The 16,660-nt window shown below is 71.3% G+C and carries 16 protein-coding genes and 1 pseudogene; 9 read left to right on the top strand and 8 right to left on the bottom strand.

Translation table 11 applies throughout. From position 1 onward, the window contains the following. Positions 1–16 precede the first annotated feature (16 nt). The gene (locus ACFVYX_RS32150) at positions 17–601 is read right to left on the bottom strand and encodes a TIGR03086 family metal-binding protein (protein WP_389685012.1); all 585 of its coding nucleotides are present in this window, start codon (positions 599–601) and stop codon (positions 17–19) included. Between the two features lie 99 nt (positions 602–700). Here ACFVYX_RS32150 and ACFVYX_RS32155 point away from each other — a divergent pair, with 99 nt between their 5' ends. After that, positions 701–1,555, top strand: a complete 855-nt coding sequence (locus ACFVYX_RS32155; protein ID WP_389685013.1) for a DUF6597 domain-containing transcriptional factor — start codon at positions 701–703, stop codon at positions 1,553–1,555. Positions 1,556–1,578: 23 nt separating this feature from the next. Here the strand turns inward: ACFVYX_RS32155 and ACFVYX_RS32160 are convergent, their stop codons facing one another. Continuing rightward, entirely contained in the window at positions 1,579–2,028 is a 450-nt protein-coding gene (locus ACFVYX_RS32160) for a GNAT family N-acetyltransferase (protein WP_389685014.1), read from the bottom strand. A gap of 188 nt (positions 2,029–2,216) precedes the next feature. Here ACFVYX_RS32160 and ACFVYX_RS32165 point away from each other — a divergent pair, with 188 nt between their 5' ends. After that, positions 2,217–2,954: a Mut7-C RNAse domain-containing protein gene (locus tag ACFVYX_RS32165; RefSeq protein WP_389685015.1), complete on the top strand. Its 738-nt coding sequence runs from the start codon at positions 2,217–2,219 to the stop codon at positions 2,952–2,954. Between the two features lie 85 nt (positions 2,955–3,039). On the opposite strand, the gene ACFVYX_RS32170 is transcribed toward ACFVYX_RS32165, so the two are convergent. Then, on the bottom strand, positions 3,040–3,600 hold the full coding sequence (locus ACFVYX_RS32170) for a TetR family transcriptional regulator (protein ID WP_389685016.1): 561 nt from the start codon (positions 3,598–3,600) through the stop codon (positions 3,040–3,042). A gap of 115 nt (positions 3,601–3,715) precedes the next feature. On the opposite strand from ACFVYX_RS32170, the gene ACFVYX_RS32175 reads away from it, so the two are divergent. Further along, positions 3,716–5,146, top strand: coding sequence for an FAD-dependent monooxygenase (locus tag ACFVYX_RS32175; RefSeq protein WP_389685017.1), 1,431 nt, complete (start codon positions 3,716–3,718; stop codon positions 5,144–5,146). 12 nt (positions 5,147–5,158) lie between these two features. Here ACFVYX_RS32175 and ACFVYX_RS32180 read toward each other — a convergent pair whose 3' ends face one another. After that, entirely contained in the window at positions 5,159–5,560 is a 402-nt protein-coding gene (locus tag ACFVYX_RS32180; RefSeq protein WP_389685018.1) for a hypothetical protein, read from the bottom strand. A gap of 270 nt (positions 5,561–5,830) precedes the next feature. On the opposite strand from ACFVYX_RS32180, the pseudogene ACFVYX_RS32185 reads away from it, so the two are divergent. Beyond that, positions 5,831–5,980: pseudogene (locus tag ACFVYX_RS32185) on the top strand (hypothetical protein); the annotation flags it as partial. Positions 5,981–6,047: 67 nt separating this feature from the next. Further along, entirely contained in the window at positions 6,048–6,812 is a 765-nt protein-coding gene (locus tag ACFVYX_RS32190; RefSeq protein ID WP_389685019.1) for an SDR family NAD(P)-dependent oxidoreductase, read from the top strand. A 59-nt stretch (positions 6,813–6,871) separates the two neighbouring features. Here ACFVYX_RS32190 and ACFVYX_RS32195 read toward each other — a convergent pair whose 3' ends face one another. Next, positions 6,872–8,065: an RtcB family protein gene (locus ACFVYX_RS32195; protein ID WP_389685020.1), complete on the bottom strand. Its 1,194-nt coding sequence runs from the start codon at positions 8,063–8,065 to the stop codon at positions 6,872–6,874. Positions 8,066–8,239: 174 nt separating this feature from the next. Between ACFVYX_RS32195 and ACFVYX_RS32200 the strand changes: the two genes are divergently transcribed. From ACFVYX_RS32200 to ACFVYX_RS32210, 3 genes are all read left to right on the top strand, one after another. Beyond that, entirely contained in the window at positions 8,240–9,178 is a 939-nt protein-coding gene (locus ACFVYX_RS32200; RefSeq protein WP_389685021.1) for a DUF3558 domain-containing protein, read from the top strand. A 128-nt stretch (positions 9,179–9,306) separates the two neighbouring features. Then, the gene (locus ACFVYX_RS32205) at positions 9,307–10,044 is read left to right on the top strand and encodes a DUF3558 domain-containing protein (protein WP_389685022.1); all 738 of its coding nucleotides are present in this window, start codon (positions 9,307–9,309) and stop codon (positions 10,042–10,044) included. Positions 10,045–10,197: 153 nt separating this feature from the next. Beyond that, positions 10,198–11,466 carry a DUF2637 domain-containing protein gene (locus ACFVYX_RS32210; RefSeq protein WP_389685023.1) on the top strand — a complete coding sequence of 423 codons (1,269 nt, stop codon included), beginning with the start codon at positions 10,198–10,200 and terminating at the stop codon, positions 11,464–11,466. A gap of 74 nt (positions 11,467–11,540) precedes the next feature. Here the strand turns inward: ACFVYX_RS32210 and lysS are convergent, their stop codons facing one another. Continuing rightward, on the bottom strand, positions 11,541–13,265 hold the full coding sequence (gene lysS / locus ACFVYX_RS32215; protein WP_389685024.1) for a lysine--tRNA ligase: 1,725 nt from the start codon (positions 13,263–13,265) through the stop codon (positions 11,541–11,543). A 173-nt stretch (positions 13,266–13,438) separates the two neighbouring features. Between lysS and argS the strand changes: the two genes are divergently transcribed. Beyond that, positions 13,439–15,214: an arginine--tRNA ligase gene (gene argS / locus ACFVYX_RS32220; protein WP_389685025.1), complete on the top strand. Its 1,776-nt coding sequence runs from the start codon at positions 13,439–13,441 to the stop codon at positions 15,212–15,214. Between the two features lie 61 nt (positions 15,215–15,275). Here argS and ACFVYX_RS32225 read toward each other — a convergent pair whose 3' ends face one another. After that, positions 15,276–15,545, bottom strand: coding sequence for a DUF1876 domain-containing protein (locus ACFVYX_RS32225; RefSeq protein ID WP_024757862.1), 270 nt, complete (start codon positions 15,543–15,545; stop codon positions 15,276–15,278). A 62-nt stretch (positions 15,546–15,607) separates the two neighbouring features. Then, on the bottom strand, positions 15,608–16,612 hold the full coding sequence (hemB, locus tag ACFVYX_RS32230; RefSeq protein ID WP_389685026.1) for a porphobilinogen synthase: 1,005 nt from the start codon (positions 16,610–16,612) through the stop codon (positions 15,608–15,610). Positions 16,613–16,660: the final 48 nt, after the last annotated feature.

A 16,660-nucleotide genomic window follows, 5' to 3' on the forward strand; every position in this document is an offset into this window, starting at 1 on the left:
GCGAGGCCCTGGGGCTTCAGGCCACCCGGGCTCGCGGATCGCGTCCCGTCGTGGCGAGCAGCCGCTCGAACGCGGTGGCGTCCGCGGGCACGTCGACCGCCTCACCGAAGACCTTCATCCTCCGCGCCATGGGCGCCATCCCCTCCACCTCCGCGACGAGCCCCGCGACCACCGCGGGGTCGGGCGCGAAGCTCCGCCCGGTGGCGCGGGCCAGGTCCCAGGCGTGCACGGTCAGGTCGAGCAGCACCATGCACCCGACGGTCCGCGCGGGCAGCCTCATGGCTCCGGACGTGCCTTCCTCGGCACCGGGCGCCGACCACGCCTCGACGAGCTTGCCGGTCTCGGCCTCGAAGTGGTCACGCCAGTCCGCGTCGGCGAGCCGGTCGGGGGTGCGGGAGAAGTCGGCCGGCTGCTTGGCGGCGAGTGCCCGGAAGTTCACGACGACGTCGAAGAGGTGGTTGAGCAGAGCGCGCACGTCGTACTCGGCGCAGGGCGTGGGCGCGCCGAGCGAGGCGTCGGCGGTGGCCCTGACCAGGGGCGTGGCCCGCGCGGCGGCGGTACGGAGCAGGTCACCGACACGGGGCGGGGCTTCGTTCGTCATGGCACCGATGGTGGCGGAGCATGCCCACCGGGGTCTTGAAGAAACGCGCCAGGGCGCGGAGGGGTCCCTGGCGCGCGGAGCAGTCCCTAGCATCGGAGGATGTCCGCCTCCGCTCCCCGCCGGGACACCCGGGGAATCGTCGACCCGGCCGAACTGCTCTCCCGGGTCCGCTTCCGCCGCCACGCCCCGGCACCGGAGCTGCGGCCCTATCTGGAGCACTACTGGCTGATCGACTGGGAGCTGCCGGAGCCGTACGCGAGCCATGTCGTCCCGCACCCGTCGGTGAACATCGTCTTCCAGCGGTACGGAGCGATCGGCGCCCCGCCGGCAGCCGCGGAGGCGTCCGCCGAGGTGGCCGGAGTGGGGCTCGGTCTCTTCACCCACAAGCTGACGGAGGCGGGCCGGGTCTGCGGTGTGCAGTTCCGGCCCGGCGGCTTCCGCCCCTTCGCGCGCGCGTGGCCGGTGTCGGCGTGGACGGGCCGCCGGGTCCCCCTCACGGAGGTGTTCCCGGGGCCGGCCACGGACCCCGGCCCGCTGTCGGCCGTCCTCTCCCCCGACGCCGACCACGCGCGCGTGGCGGCGCTCGACACCTTCCTCCTGGCCCACGGCCCCGCTCCCGACCGGGACGCGGACCGGGCCATGGAGCTCGTGGACCTGATCCGCGCGGACCGGTCGGTCCGCAAGGTGTCCCGGCTGGTCTCGACGACGGGCCTCTCGGCGCGTTCCCTCCAGCGTCTCTTCGCGAGCCATGTCGGCGTCGGCCCGAAATGGGTGATCCTGCGCTACCGCATCCACGAGGCCCTGGAACGCGCCGAGGCGGCGGACGGCGCCCCGGACTGGGCGGCGCTGGCGGCGGAGCTGGGCTACAGCGATCAGGCCCATCTCGTACGGGACTTCACGACGACGATCGGGGTGCCGCCGACCGCGTACGCCCGTGGACTGTCGGGGCCCTGATCCGGCGGTCGGTACGACAGACCCTAGGAGGCGTCCTCCGGCGCGGTGAGCGGCCGGGAGAAGTGGAAGGCCACGATGTCGAAGCGCTCGCGCAGGTAGAAGCGGTGGGCTCCGGTGCGGTGGGTGCCGGAGTCCAGGTTGAGCTCGTGGCAGCCGGCGTCGCGGGCCCGGGTCTCCAGGTGGGCGATGAGCGCGCGGCCGACACCGGTGGAGCGGCTGGCGGCGGCGGTCACGAGGTCGTCGACGTAGAGCTTGCGCAGGGAGCTCGTGTTGTTAATGATCCGCCAGCCGGCCGCGCCGACGCAGCGGCCGTCGTCCGCGTAGGCGGCGGTGAAGCGGAGTCCCTGCGGGTGGCCGGCCTCGTGGACCTCGCGGAAGAGCTCCGGGGTCAGGTGGGGGCGGAGTTCGGAGAGGACCGGCAGCAGGTCGCTCTCCAGCCGGGGGTCGCCGAGCTCAAGGTCGATGATCTTCATGGCGGGACGGTACCGCGCTCCTTTTGGGACCCGCCGCCCCGGGCCTCACCGGACGGCGTTCCCCGCCCGCCGCCCACGACCACCGGCACCGGCCCGCCCGGCGTCGGCACCGAATTCCCTGGCCGCCCGCCCGGCGTCGGCACCGAATTCCCTGGCCGCCCACCCCGCCCCGATGCGATCCTGACTCCGTGAACGGACCGGAGATCCAGATCAGTTTCGCCCCCGGCCTGGGGCTCTTCGTCTCGCCGGAGCGGCGCGCGGGCCGTACGACCGTGACCACGGACGGCGCCTCCTCGCTCGGCCATGTCGTGGAGTCGCTCGGCGTACCCCTCACGGAGGCCGGGAGGCTCCTGGTCGACGGACTGCCCGTCGACACCTCGCACGTCCCGGCCTCGGGCGAGACGGTCGTGGTGGAGGGCGTCGGCCGTCCGCAGCAGGTGCCCGGCGCACCGCTCCGGTTCCTGCTCGACGTGCACCTGGGCACGCTGGCCCGGCGCCTGAGGCTGCTCGGGGTGGACGCGGCGTACGAGAGCGCGGACATCGGCGACCCCGCGCTCGCCGCGCTCTCCGCGCGGGAGCAGCGCGTCATGCTCTCGCGGGACCGCGGTCTGCTGCGCCGCCGCGAACTGTGGGCGGGCGCGTACATCTACAGCGACCGTCCGGACGAGCAGCTCCGTGACGTCCTTGAGCGGTTCGCGCCCCCGCTGGCGCCGTGGACGCGGTGCACGGCGTGCAACGGGGACCTGAGCGACGCCGACAAGGACGCGGTCCGCGAGCGTCTGGAGCAGGGCACGGAGAAGACCTACGACGTGTTCGCCGAGTGCGTGGAGTGCGGCCGGGTGTACTGGCGCGGCGCGCACCACAGCCGCCTGGAGGAGATCGTCTCCGACGCGGTACGGGAGTTCGGCGGCGCGACGACCGGCTGACGCGCCGGCCTCGGACCCCGGGCGTCAGGCGTCATGCCGGGCCCGGGGGTCAGGCCTACCCGGCCATGAGGGCACCCCGGCCCCGTCAGGGCGCCTCGGCCGTCAGATAGCGCTGCACGGTCGGGCCCAGCCAGGCCACGATCTCCTCGGCGGACATGTCGACGGCGGGCGGCAGCCGCAGGACGTAGCGGCTGAGCGCCATCCCGAGGATCTGGGACGCGACGAGCGCCGCCCGGCGCGGCGCCTCCGCCGGATCGGGGCAGACTCCCCGGGTGATCGGCCCGAGCTGCTGGGCGAAGATCTCCCGCATCCGTTCGGCCCCGGCGGCGTTGGTGACCCCGACCCGCAGCATCCCGGTGAGGACCTCGTCCCGCTCCCACCGCTCCACGAAGTGGGTGACCAGGACGGCCCCGATGTGCTGCGCGGGCAGTGCGCCCAGTTCGGGCATGCCGATCTCGATCTCGGAGGCGGCCGCGAACAGACCCTCCTTGTTGCCGTAGTAGCGCATCACCATCGACGGATCGATCCCGGCGTCACGGGCGATGGCCCGGATGGTGGCGCGGTCGTATCCGTCGGATGCGAAGCGCTCGCGGGCGGCCTCCAGGATGGCGGCCCTGGTGGCGTCGGAGCGGCGGGCGGTCGTCATATCAACGACTGTAGGCCAACAGGCGTTGACACTCCACCGAGACGCCCCCTACAGTTGCCAACAAGCGTTGACCAACACCTGTTGGCCAACGGTCGTGGGCACCCTGGAGGCAGCCGTGAGCACCACGAAGAAGACAGACACCGACACCCAGGTACTCGTCATCGGCGCCGGCCCCACCGGCCTGCTCCTCGCCGGTGACCTCGCCACCGCCGGCATCGACGTCACCCTCGTCGAGCGCCGCCCGCACGGCCTCGCCAACATGACCCGCGCCTTCGGCGTCCACGCCCGCACGCTTGAGCAGCTCGACGCCCGCGACCTCGCGGACGAGCTCCTCGACACGGGCACCACCCTCACCCGCGCCCAGCTCTTCGGCCGACTCGATCTCGACCTCACCCGGCTGCCCAGCCGCTTCAACCACATGCTCGTCACCCCGCAGTACGAGGTCGAGCGCCTCCTGGAGCGCCGCGCCGTGGCCGCCGGAGTCACCTTCCGGTACGGGACGGAGCTGCGCGGACTGCGCCAGGACACCGACACGGTCACGGCCGAGCTCACCGACGAGGACGGGACCCCGCTCATCCTCACCGCCGGCCACCTCGTCGGCACGGACGGCGTCCGCAGCACGGTCCGGACCGCCCTCGGCCTGCCCTTCCCCGGCGGCTCCGTGATCCGCTCCATCGTCCTCGCCGACGTCCGCCTCGCCGAGGAGCCCGCCGAGTCGTTCACCGTCAGAGGCTCCGGCGACACCTTCGCCTTCCTCGCTCCCTTCGGCGACGGCTGGTTCCGGGTGATGGGCTGGAGCCGCACCCGCCAGGTCGCCGACAGCGAGCCCGTCGACCTGGACGAGGTCCGCGAGATCACCCACAGCGCCTTCGGCACCGACTTCGGCATGCACGACCCCCGCTGGATCTCCCGCTTCCACAGCGACGAGCGCCAGGTCCCGGCGTACCGCGTCGGCCGGGTCCTCCTCGCCGGGGACGCCGCCCACGTCCACTCCCCCGCCGGCGGCCAGGGCATGAACACCGGCCTCCAGGACGCCGCCAACCTCTCCTGGAAGCTCACCGCCGTCCTGCGCGGCGAGGCACCCGACCCCGAGGCACTCCTCGACAGCTACCAGTCCGAGCGCCACCCGGTCGGCGCCATGGTGCTCCGCAGCAGCGGCGCGGTCGTGCGCCTCGCGATGGCCCACACCCCGCTCACCCGCGCCGCCCGCTCCCTCGCCGCCCGCTTCCTCGACGCGGTACGGCCCGCCTCCGCCCGCGCCATGGGCATGATCAGCGGCATCGGCATCGCGTACGCGCCCCCGGCGGGCTCCAGCCGCCCCGCGGGCCGCCGCGCGCCGGACGTGCGACTGCGCGAGGGGCGGCTCTACGAACTGCTGCGCGCCGGCGAGTTCGTCCTGATCGCCCCGGAGGGCGAGCCCCCGGCCCTGCCCGGCACCGCCCCCGTCTCCCCGAAGCACCTCATACGGGCCACCTGGACGGACCCGTCACGCCGGACCGCGGTACTGGTCCGCCCCGACGGCTACGTCCAGTGGACGAGCCGCTGACCGGAGCGCACGTCAGAAGACGTACGGGTCGCCGGTGGCCAGCACCAGCACACGGTGCTGGTCGTTCACCGGGTTCCGGTCGGCCACCCCGTCCCGCCAGGCCGTGCTGATGTCCACGGTCAGCTCGTCCGGAAGCCCCGCGGTCCGCAGATCGAGCGCCAGCTCACCGACACCACCCGCGGCGCGCAGCGCACCCGTCCGGCACGACACCACCCGGTCACTGCTCCACAGACACGCCGGCGGCAGCTCCAGGCCACCCGTCATCCGCTCGGAGAAGGCCAGTCGGACCGTCGCCTGGGAGAGATTCGAAGGCCCGTGGTTCTCGCTCACCAGCCAGACAGCGACCCTGCCGTCCCAGAGCGAGAGATGACCGTGATGGGCCAGATCCGCCTCGGCGCCTCCCACCGTTCGCACGGCACCGACACCCGCACCGGCACCGGCACCGGCACTGACACCGGCACCGGCACTGGCACCGGCACCGGCATTCGCACTCGCCCCCGCACCCCAGACCACCGTCGCCGCCACTGCCGTCGCCGCGAGAGCGACCCCGAGCACGCCCTTCCGCATTCCACGCATGAGCCCAAAATACCTACAGACCATCCCATAGTCTGACAATCCATCAGCCCGCGTGTCCCACGGCACGCTGACCCCATGCCGCCCGCCCGCTCCGTCGCCCTCTTCGCACTCGCCGCCCACGGCGGAGTGTTCGTGGCGGGATCCATCGCCCGGGACATGGCGGCGGACGGCTGCCGGCCCGACCGCTGGGACGTCATCGGCACCCTCGTCCGCCTCGCCGGCATGGCGCCGATCATGTACGCCCCACGAGGCCGCTGACCGGCACCCCCGCCTATCCTGACCGGGCGATCGACGAATCGACCACCTGCGCGAGGAGCACCCCGACATGACTGCCCCCGGTACCCCCATCGCCGTCGTCACCGGAGCGAGCAGCGGAATCGGCGCCGCCACGGCCAGGCAGCTGGCCGCCGCCGGCTACCGCGTGGTCCTCACCGCCCGACGCAAGGACCGCATCGAAGCCCTGGCCGCCGAGATCAAGCAGGCCGGCCACCAGGCCACCGCCTACGCCCTCGACGTCACCGACCGCGCCGCGGTCGACGAGTTCGCCACCGCGTTCCCCACCCTCGCCGTCCTCGTCAACAACGCCGGCGGCGCCCTCGGAGCCGACCCCGTCGCCACCGGCGACCCCGCCGACTGGCGCCAGATGTACGAGGTCAACGTCATCGGCACCCTCAACGTGACCCAGGCACTGCTTCCGGCCCTCACCGCGAGCGGCGACGGCACGGTCGTCGTCGTCTCCTCCACCGCCGGCCACTCCGCGTACGAGGGCGGCGCCGGCTACGTCGCCGCCAAGAACGGCGCCCGCGTCCTCGCCGAGACCCTCCGCCTGGAGATCGTCGGCACCCCGGTCCGCGTCATCGAGGTCGCCCCCGGCATGGTCAAGACCGACGAGTTCGCCACCACCCGCTTCCGCGGCGACACCGACAAGGCCGCCAAGGTCTACGCCGGCGTGGCCGAACCCCTCACCGCGGACGACGTGGCCGACACCATCACCTGGGCCTGCACCCGCCCCCCGCACGTCAACATCGACCTCCTGGTCGTCCGCCCCCGAGCCCAGGCTTCCAACACCAAGGTCCACCGCGAGCTGTAGAACCCCGGGAGGGGCCGGCGCACCGCGCCGGCCCCTCCCGCCCTCACCGGTGCACCGGCTCAGCCCTTCACACAGATGACCTGCTTCAGCTTCGCGACGACCTCCACCAGGTCGCGCTGCTGGTCGATCACCTTCTCGATCGGCTTGTAGGCGCCCGGGATCTCGTCCACGACGCCGGAGTCCTTACGGCACTCCACGCCCCGCGTCTGCTCCTCCAGGTCCCGCGTCGAGAAACGCCGCTTCGCCGCGCTCCGGCTCATCTTCCGGCCGGCGCCGTGCGAGGCCGAGTTGAAGGAGGCAGCGTTCCCGAGGCCCTTCACGATGTACGAGCCCGTGCCCATCGAGCCCGGGATGATCCCGAACTCCCCGGAGCCGGCCCGGATCGCGCCCTTCCGGGTGACCAGCAGGTCCATGCCCTCGTACTGCTCCTCCGCCACGTAGTTGTGATGGCAGGAGATCACCTGGTCGAAGGTCACCCGCGCCTTGCGGAACTCCCGGCGGACGACCTCCTGGAACAGCGCCATCATGATCGCGCGGTTGTACTTCGCGTACTCCTGCGCCCAGAAGAGGTCGTTCCGGTAGGCCGCCATCTGCGGGGTGTCCGCGACGAACACCGCCAGGTCGCGGTCGACGAGCCCCTGGTTGTGCGGCAGCTTCTGCGCCTCGCCGATGTGGTACTCGGCGAGCTCCTTGCCGATGTTCCGGGACCCGGAGTGCAGCATCAGCCAGACCGCACCCGACTCGTCGAGACAGAACTCGACGAAATGGTTGCCGCTTCCGAGCGTTCCCATCTGCTGTCGCGCCCGTTCATGACGGAACTTGACCGCGTCCGCGACCCCGTCGAACCGCGACCAGAAGTCACCCCACCCCGCCGTCGGGAACTGGTACAGCCGTCCCGGGTCCACCTCCGTGCGGTGCATCCCGCGGCCCACGGGGATCGCCTGCTCGATCTTCGACCGCAGCCGTGACAGGTCGCCCGGCAGGTCGTTCGCCGTCAGTGACGACTTGACCGCCGACATCCCGCAGCCGATGTCCACACCGACCGCCGCCGGACAGACCGCCCCCTGCATCGCGATCACCGAACCGACCGTCGCGCCCTTGCCGTAGTGCACGTCCGGCATCACGGCCAGGCCCTTGATCCACGGCAGCGTCGCCACGTTCTGCAGCTGCTGCATGGCCCCGCCCTCGACCGTGGCGGGGTCGGCCCACATGCGGATCGGTACTTTCGCCCCCGGTACCTCTACGTACGACATACTTCCTCGATTCCCCCAAAAAGTCTGATAACGCAAAAACCGGAGCCAAAGCCCGTACAGGTGACAGCGGACCGGCATCAACAGCTGCGTGTGCGATAGACATTGTGTCCATCGGCCGGGTTCGCGCGGCAAACAGTTTTCGGGAAAGACTTCGGGAGAAGGGAGCCTGGGACCGTGCAGCGAAAGAGGTACGCCCCCGGCCGCACCGGGTCCGCGGCGCGCACCGCCGTCGTCCTCACCATCGGCCTCGGCCTCGGGATCGGCCTCTCCGGATGCTCCGCCGACAGACCGGCGGACGACATCACCGTGGACGCCAAGGCCGGCCGCGCCGCGCCCGTCGCGCCCCCCGGCCGCTACCGCACGCTCTTCGAGCCCTGCGGCTCCGTCTCGCAGGCCACGCTCAAGGACCTGCTCCCCGGCGCCGCCGCCCTCGCCGAAGCCGAGCGCGACAAGGCGTACCGGGGCGTCGCGGCGGTGACCTACGACACCGACCGGCGCGTCGGCTGCACGTGGAAGGCCGACACGCAGGACATCTCGCACCGCCTCGTGCTCGACGTCGAGCGGGTCGTGTCGTACGACACCGCCGTCAGCGACGACGCCCGGGCGCAGGAGGTGTTCGTCCGCAAACAGCTCGCGGCCGGCATCCCGCTGCCCCCGACGGCCCCGCCGACCCCCACCACACCCACGAACCCCACAGCCACGTCGAGCGCCACGGTTCCCGGCGCGAGCACCGGCCCCGGTCAGACCCCGGGGAAGACCCCGCAGGGCGCCGCCGCGCCGGCCGGCGCCGTGTCCCCCCAGCCGCCCACGGGCACCACGCCCCCGGCCACGGGCACGACGACCCCCACCACCGGCGACCCCGTCTCCACCGGCCTCGAACCCCGCGTGCTCGAAGGCCTCGGGGACGTCGCGTACGTGAACGACGTCGTGAGCACGGTCGGCGCGAAGGGCTCCGAGCGGGCCGTCAGCGTGGTGTTCCGCACATCGAACGTCATCGTGACCGTCTCCTACCGCGAGCGGACGGCGGGTGCGGCCGAGGCCCCGGACAGCCGGGAGCTGCAGGAAAGGGCCCGGAATCTGGCGCGGCTGCTCGCCGAGCGCCTGGAGGAGTAGCGGTTCGGCTCCACACCGTGAGCGGGCGGCGACCACGTAACGTGTCGCCGTACCCGTGGCCCACCAGCACCCGTGCCCGTGGCCGCCGGACCTCCGGCCGGACCGCACGACAAGCGACTGAAGGAACCATGCAGCGATCAGCCCCGCGACTCACCCGCATACTCGCCTGCGCCGCCGTCCCGGTGATGCTCGTCGTCGCCGGCTGCTCTTCGGACTCCGGCGACGGCGGCTCCGGCGGGGCGGGGTCGAAGGACAGGGGCGGTGCTTCGGCGTCCGCCACCCCTTCGCCCTCGCAGACCACGAAGACGGTCGAGCCGGCGAAGTTCGCGAAGCTGCCCCAGGCGTGCAAGGCGATCTCCGCCAAGACGACGGCTTCGCTGGTGCCCAAGGCGAAGACGAAGAACGGCACGCCCGCTCTCTCCAGTGATCTCACCAGCCGTGGCGGCTGTTCGTGGAACGGTCTCGCCGACAAGGGCGTGAAGGGCTCGCAGTACCGCTGGCTGGACGTGTCGTTCTACCGGTACGAGTCGGACGCCTCGCTCGGCAGCGGTCAGGAGCGGGCGGGGGTGAACCTCGCGAAGGAGCTCGCGAAGGTCGAGGAGACTCCGAACGCCAAGAAGCTCCGTACGGCCACGGCCACGGGCATCGGCGACGAGGCGAAGACGGTCGCGTACCAGCTGCGGAAGACCGACGAGGACTTCGTGTACGCCTCCGTCGTGGCGCGTACCGGCAACATCCTGGTGCTGCTCTCGTACAACGGCGCCGGATACGCGGGTGCGGCCACCCCGACGGAGAAGACGATCATGGAGGGCGCGGTGAAGGCGGCCAAGGAGGCGGTGGCCGCGGTCGCCGCCGCGAACAAGTAGTACGGCGAGTGGCCAACAAGTAGCCACAAACCTGCCCACAGTGGCGTGTGCGTGCGGAGCCCGTCCCTCCCCCGGGGGCCGGGCTCCGTATGCATGTGCCACTCTGTGCGCGCGGGATGTCGAATGACGGGGAGGGGATCGCGGGTGGCCGCGATGCAGCTGACACGCACACACCGGATACTCATCGGCCTCGTCATCGCCGGTGCGCTGATCATCGCGGGGATCGGTTTCGCGGGCTCGTACGCCGCGGTCCGCGAGCTCGCGCTGGACAAGGGCTTCGGCACCTTCTCCTACTTCTTCCCGATCGGTATCGACGCGGGCATCTGTGTGCTGCTCGCGCTCGATCTGCTGTTGACGTGGTTGCGGATCCCCTTCCCGTTGCTGCGGCAGACGGCGTGGGTGCTGACGGCGGCGACGATCGCGTTCAACGGCGCGGCGGCGTGGCCGGACCCACTGGGCGTCGGGATGCACGCGGTGATCCCGGTGCTGTTCGTGGTGGCGGTCGAGGCGGCGCGGCACGCCGTGGGCCGGATCGCGGACATCACGGCGGACAAGCACATGGAGGGTGTCCGGCTGACGCGCTGGCTGCTGTCTCCGGTGCCGACGTTCCGGTTGTGGCGCCGGATGAAGCTGTGGGAGCTGCGCTCGTACGAGCAGGTGATCAAGCTGGAGCAGGAGCGGTTGATCTACCAGGCGCGCCTGCAGGCCCGTTACGGCCGGAGCTGGCGCCGCAAGGCGCCGGTGGAGGCGCTGATGCCGTTGCGCCTTGCCCGGTACGGGGTTCCCCTGGCGGAGACGGCGGCGGCGGGTCTGGCGGCGGCGGGCATCGAGCCGGCCCTGCTGCCTCCGCAGCCGCAGCAGCAGGCGCAGCAGCTCCAGCCGCAGCAGGTGCCTCAGCTGCAGGCGGCGGTGCAGGGGCCTGTCCCCGTACCGCAGCAGTCACCTCAGCAGTCACCGCAGGTGCCCCAACAGGCGCCGCACGCCGGGCTCGCGCAGGTGGAGGCGGAGGCGCCCGGCGGGCCCGTGAACCACGAGAGCCCCTGGTTCGACGCGCAGCAGATCACCCCGAAGACGTACGAGGGCACGTACAACCCGCAGATCGTCGACGGTCTGGAGCCCACGCCCGTCCCGGTCCCGCAGGGCCCGGAGGACGTCCCTCCGCCGGGGCCCGAGCAGTTCGTCGAGTATCCGGAGTACGTGGAGCCGGACCAGCAGGTCCACGAGTTCCGTGAGGTGGTCTACAAGCTGACCTGGGCCTACGCGGTGGAGCACGACCGCTTCCCCGAAGACGCGGAGCTCGCGGCCATGGTGGCCGAGCACCAAGGGACCCAGCAGATCGGTAACCCCGCTCTGCTGCAGCAGCTGATCCCCGAGGTCCAGCAGCAGATCCAGCAGGACATGCAGGACTACCGCACCGCCTGACCCTCGGCCACGGCAAAGGGCCGCCACCCGGTCTCCGGGTGGCGGCCCTTTCGCACGCTCACGCACTCACACGCTCACGCGCCGAGCAGTTTCCTCACCCGGTCCGCGCCCACGGCGAGCAGCAGCGTGGGCAGGCGGGGCCCGGTCTCCCGGCTGACGAGGAGCTTGTACAGCAGGGCGAAGAACGCGCGCTGCGCGAGCTTCAGCTCGGGCGTCGGCTTGGCCTCGGGGTCGAGGCCGGCCATGACCTTCGGGACGCCGTAGACGAGCGTGGTGAGTCCGTCGAGCGACCAGTGGGTGTCGAGGCCCTCCAGGAGCAGCCGGAGCGACTCGCGGCCCTGGTCGTCGAGGGAGCCGAGGAGCTCGGTGTCGGGCTCCTCGCGGACGATGGTGCGCTGGTCGGCGGGGACCTGGCTGGTGATCCAGTTCTCGGCGCGGTCGAGCCGGGGCCGGACCTCGTCGAGGGAGGTGACGGGGTTCTCCGGGTCGAGCTCGGTGAGGATCCGGAGGGTCTGCTCGTCGTGTCCGGCGGTGATGTCCATGACGGAGGCGAGCGTCCGGTACGGGAGCGGGCGCGGGGTGCGCGGGAGCTCTCCGGCGGCGGTGCGGGCGGCGCGGGAGTGGGCGGCGGCGTCGGCGGGCAGGACGGTGCCGTCGGCGACCTTGGCCTCCAGCTTGTCCCACTCGTCGTAGAGCCGCTGGATCTCCTGGTCGAAGGCGATCTTGAAGGACTGGTTGGGCCTGCGGCGCGCGTACAGCCAGCGCAGCAGCGGGGCTTCCATGATCTTCAGCGCGTCGGCCGCGGTCGGTACGCCACCGCGAGAGGAGGACATCTTGGCCATGCCGCTGATGCCGACGAAGGCGTACATGGGGCCGATGGGCTGGACGCCGTCGAAGATCTCGCGGACGATCTGGCCGCCGACGACGAAGGACGAGCCGGGCGAGGAGTGGTCGACGCCGGAGGGCTCGAAGATGACGCCCTCGTAGGCCCAGCGCATGGGCCAGTCGACCTTCCAGACGAGCTTGCCGCGGTTGAACTCGCTGAGCTTCACGGTCTCGGCGAAGCCGCAGTTCGCGCAGGTGTAGGCGAGCTCGGTGGTGTCGTCGTCGTACGAGGTGACGGTGGTGAGGTCCTTCTCGCACTGTCCGCAGTACGGCTTGTACGGGAAGTAGCCGGAGGCGCCGCCGGAGCCGTCGTCCTCGCTCGCCGCGCCGGAGCCCAGCTCGGCTTCGAGTTCGGCTTCGTCGACGGGCTTCTGCGACTGCTTCTTCGGTGCCTTCTTCGTCCGGTACTGGTCGAGGATGGCGTCGATGTCGCCGCGGTGCCTCATGGCGTGCAGGATCTGCTCGCGGTAGGCGCCGGCGGTGTACTGCTCGGTCTGGCTGATCGGGTCGTACTCGACGCCGAGCTCGGCAAGCGACTCGACCATGGCGGCCTTGAAGTGCTCGGCCCAGTTGGGGTGGGGCGAGCCGGCGGGGGCCGGGACGGAGGTCAGCGGCTTGCCGATGTGCTCGGCCCAGGACGCGTCGATGCCCTCGATGCCGTTCGGCACCTTGCGGTAGCGGTCGTAGTCGTCCCAGGAGATGAGGTGCCTGACCTGGTGGCCGCGCCGGCGGATCTCGTCGGCGACCAGGTGCGGGGTCATGACCTCGCGGAGGTTGCCGAGGTGGATCGGGCCGGACGGGGAGAGGCCGGAGGCGACGACGACCGGTTTGCCAGGCGCACGTCGCTCCGACTCGGCGATGACCTCGTCCGCGAAACGGGAGACCCAGTCGGTCTCGGTGCTGCTCTGAGCCACGGTCGGTACGTCCTTCTTCCTGAGGGGTTCTGCCTGACAGCCCTACGAGAGCCATTCTCCCAGACGGAACGAGGCTCTCCGAGGTTGTCCACAGGCGGGGAAATCACGTTGCGCCGCCATGGGACACTTGACAAGCGAATTAGACCTGACGAACTCAACAGGAACGGAAGCTCATGGCCTCGGTCCCTTCCCTCGCTTCGACCGTGCAGCAGCGCCTCGCGGACGGCCTCTCGGCGGCTCTGCCGGATGCCGGTTCCGCCGACCCGCTGCTGCGACGAAGCGACCGGGCCGACTTCCAGGCCAACGGCATCCTGGCGCTCGCCAAGCGGCTCAAGGGCAATCCGCGTGAGCTGGCGACCCAGGTGGTCGCCGCGATCCCGGAGAACGACGTCCTCGCGGAGATCGAGGTGTCCGGCCCCGGCTTCCTGAACATCACGGTCACGGACGCGGCGATCGTGCGGACCCTCGCGGCCCGCGCCGCCGACGCCCGGCTCGGCGTGCCGTTCAACGAGTCGGCGGGGACGACGGTCATCGACTACGCCCAGCCGAACGTGGCGAAGGAGATGCACGTCGGGCACCTGCGCTCCGCCGTGATCGGCGCGGCGATGGTCGAGATCCTGGAGTTCACCGGCGAGAGCGTGGTCCGCCGGCACCACATCGGCGACTGGGGCACCCAGTTCGGCATGCTCATCCAGTACCTGATCGAGCACCCGCACGAGCTGGACCACAAGGCCGAGGACGGCGGCGAGGTCTCCGGCGAGGAGGCCATGTCGAACCTGAACCGGCTGTACAAGGCCTCGCGTGCCCTGTTCGACTCCGACGAGGAGTTCAAGACGCGGGCCCGCGCGCGCGTGGTGGACCTGCAGGCCGGTGACGAGGAGACGCTCGCGCTGTGGCAGCGGTTCGTCGACGAGTCGAAGATCTACTTCTACTCGGTCTTCGACAAGCTCGACATGGACATCCGGGACGCCGACGTGGTCGGCGAGTCCGGCTACAACGAGATGCTGGCGGAGACCTGCCAGATCCTGGAGGAGTCGGGCGTCGCCGTCCGCTCCGAGGGTGCGCTGTGCGTGTTCTTCGACGACGTGAAGGGCCCGGACGGCAACCCGACGCCGCTGATCGTCCAGAAGTCCGACGGCGGTTTCGGGTACGCGGCGACGGACCTGTCCGCGATCCGCGACCGGGTGCGGAACCTGAAGGCGACGACCCTGCTGTACGTGGTCGACGCCCGGCAGTCGCTGCACTTCAAGATGGTCTTCGAGACGGCCCGCCGGGCCGGCTGGCTGAACGACGACGTGAAGGCCGTCCAGCTGGCCTTCGGCACGGTCCTCGGCAAGGACGGCAAGCCGTTCAAGACCCGTGAGGGCGAGACGGTGCGGCTGGTGGACCTGCTCGACGAGGCCGTGGACCGCGCCACTTCGGTCGTGCGCGAGAAGGCCGAGAAGGTGGGCCTGACCGAGACGGAGATCGTCGAGAACGGCCAGTACGTGGGCATCGGCGCGGTGAAGTACGCCGACCTGTCGACGTCCGCCGCGCGGGACTACAAGTTCGACCTGGACCAGATGGTCTCGCTGAACGGCGACACCTCGGTCTACCTGCAGTACGCGTACGCGCGGATCAGGTCGATCTTCGGGAAGGCGGGCGACCGCACTCCGCTGGCCCACCCCGAGCTGGAGCTGGCCCCGGCGGAGCGCGCGCTCGGCCTGCACCTGGACCGGTTCGCCGAGACGCTGTCCGAGGCGGCCACCGAGTACGCCCCGCACAAGCTCACCGCGTACCTGTACCAGCTCGCCTCGCTGTACACGACGTTCTACGACCAGTGCCCGGTCATCAAGCCGGAGCCGGCGCAGGAGGTCGCGGAGAACCGCCTCTTCCTCTGCGACCTGACCGCCCGCACGCTCCACCAGGGCATGGCCCTGCTGGGCATCCGGACCCCCGAGCGCCTCTGACATCCCGAAGGCGCCCCGAGACGAAGCCCCCGGCACGGAATCCGTGCCGGGGGCTTCGTCGTCAGCGAATGGAGTGCGAGGTCCGGCCCGACACCTCGTCGATCTCGGTGTGCGCCTTCTGGAGCAGCTGGGAAGCGAGGTCCATCAGGGCGCGCGCCCCGGCGATCTCCTCACCCACCCGCAGCTGATCCGGATCGGAGGGGTGACGGTTCGCGGTGCCGTGGGCCCGGAACTCGGTGCCGTCGCTGAGCCGGACCATCGCCGCGGCCCGTGTCCGGTCGCCCTCCTCCTGGAACTCCATCTCCACATGCCATCCGACAAGCGTGTGCATCATGAGGACCACCTCCAGCGAGGTACCTGTCGGCTACCTCTCCAGGGTGCGCCGGACGGCGTTCAGTGGCGAGCCGACCCCAGCTTCTGGGCGACCTCGGTGGCCCAGTAGGTGAGGATCATCTGCGCACCGGCCCGCCGGATGCCGGTCAGGGTCTCCTGGATCGCCTTGTCGCGGTCGATCCAGCCCTTCTCCGCGGCGGCCTCGACCATCGCGTACTCGCCGCTGATCTGGTACGCGGCGACGGGCACGTCCACGGACTCGGCGACCTTCGCGAGCACGTCGAGGTACGGCCCCGCCGGCTTCACCATCACCATGTCGGCGCCCTCCTCCAGGTCGAGCGCGAGCTCGCGCAGGGACTCCCGGAGGTTGGCGGGGTCCTGCTGGTAGGTCTTGCGGTCACCGCGCAGGGAGGAGCCGACGGCCTCGCGGAAGGGGCCGTAGAAGGCGGAGGAGTACTTCGCGGTGTACGCGAGGATCGACACGTCCTCCTTGCCGATGGTGTCCAGGGCGTCCCGGACGACGCCGACCTGGCCGTCCATCATCCCGGAAGGCCCCACGACGTGGACGCCGGCGTCGGCCTGGACCTGGGCCATCTCGGCGTAACGTTCCAGCGTGGCGTCGTTGTCGACCCGGCCTTCGGCGTCGAGGACGCCGCAGTGCCCATGGTCGGTGTACTCGTCGAGGCACAGGTCCGACATGATGACGAGCTCGTCGCCGACCTCGGCCTTCACGTCACGGATGGCGACCTGCAGGATGCCGTCGGGGTCGGTCCCGGCCGTACCGGCGGCGTCCTTCTTGTCGTCCTCGGGCACGCCGAACAGCATGATACCGGCGACCCCGGCCTCCAGCGCCTCGGCGGCGGCCTTCCGCAGGGTGTCCCTGGTGTGCTGGACGACCCCGGGCATGGCCTGGATCGGCACGGGCTCGGTGATCCCCTCGCGCACGAACGCGGGGAGGATCAGATCGGAGGAGTGCAGCCGGGTCTCGGCCACCATCCGCCGCATGGCAGGCGTCGTCCGCAGCCGCCTCGGCCGCGCCCCGGGAAAGGATCCGTACGAGTTCATGTCCCGAGGCTACGCCCGCGGCCACGGTGCCTTTGCCAACAGGTTGTG

Source organism: Streptomyces sp. NPDC058326, from assembly GCF_042879855.1.
Taxonomy (GTDB): domain Bacteria; phylum Actinomycetota; class Actinomycetes; order Streptomycetales; family Streptomycetaceae; genus Streptomyces.